Raw genomic sequence first — 1,098 nt, forward strand, 5'->3', positions numbered from 1 at the left:
CCCACCACGGCCTGCGCCCGACTTTGGTGCGTTGCACCCGCACCGTCCACCCACTGCACCGCGCTGACCGCCCCACCGGCTTCCTCGGTGTGGATGCCGGTGGCGCGGGCGCCGGTGATGATGGTGACCCCGGCCGTGCGCACCAGCTGCTCCATGGCGTCCACCAGCGCGCTGAACCCGCCCATGGGGTACTGCACCCCCTGGGTAAGGTCCAGGTGCTCATCAGGTGATAGAGCGCGGGGGTGCGTTGCGGGCTGCTGCCCAGGAACACCGCGGGGTAGCCCAAGATCTGGCGCAGCCGGTGGTCGGTGAACGCCTTGGCGGTGTGGGTTTTCAGGGATCGGGCCAGCAGCGGCAGCAGGGTGCCGCCGCGGCGGAGGATCGGGGTGGCCAGCAGGCTGCTGGCCCGGGCGAAGTCATCATAGAGGAAGTGCTCCAGGGCCAGGTCGTAGCTTTCGCAGGCCTGGCGCAGGTAGGAGGCCAGGCGTTCCCCGGCCCCCGGTTCAAGGCGTTCGAACACTTCGCCCGCCGTGTCCGGGGCCAGGTCCTCTGGTTCATGGTCCTCGAAGAACACCCGGTAGGAGGTTTTCAGGCTGCGCAGATCCAGGGCCTGGGAGGTGCTGCTGCCCATCAGCTCGAACCAGTGCTCGAAGACCTCGGGCATCAGGTACCAGGAGGGTCCGGTATCAAATCTGAAGCCTCGCGCTGCAGCCGCCCGGCCCGGCCTCCCAGCTGCTGCCCCTGTTCCAGCAGGGTGACCCGGTGCCCGGTGCGGGCCAGCAGCCCGGCCACTGGCCAGTCCGGCAAAGCCCCCGCCGATCACTGTCACGTCCATTGGCTGCTGATTCATGCGATGCTCCTGATGCGGGTAGGGATGAGGGGACGGACGGGAAGGAAGGTGCGCGCGGCGATCAGGGCCTTGCGCCCGGCGGGCACCGAGATCCGGCGCTCCAGCAGTTCATTGGCCGGGGTGCGGGCAATGCGGGCGTTCAGTTCGCTAAACAGCCCGTGGGCCATGCGCACCGCCTGGGCGGCCCGGGGCGCCAGGTAGGCAAGGCCTTCGCTGGCCGCGACCAGGTCCGCGGCGATGTCCTGGAC

Annotated in this window: 1 protein-coding gene and 2 pseudogenes; all 3 read right to left on the reverse strand. The window is 69.5% G+C overall.

The annotated features are described in order from the left end of the window. A pseudogene (locus JCM19049_RS15065) lies at positions 1-664 on the reverse strand (hypothetical protein); the annotation flags it as partial. Continuing rightward, complete coding sequence (locus JCM19049_RS21270) at positions 664-792, reverse strand: NAD(P)-binding protein (RefSeq protein WP_279403335.1); 129 nt, start codon at positions 790-792, stop codon at positions 664-666. The gene JCM19049_RS21270 and the pseudogene JCM19049_RS15065, both read right to left, overlap by 1 nt. 54 nt (positions 793-846) lie before the next feature. Continuing rightward, a pseudogene (locus tag JCM19049_RS15070) lies at positions 847-1,098 on the reverse strand (hypothetical protein); the annotation flags it as partial.

The organism is Arthrobacter sp. JCM 19049 (genome assembly GCF_001310435.1).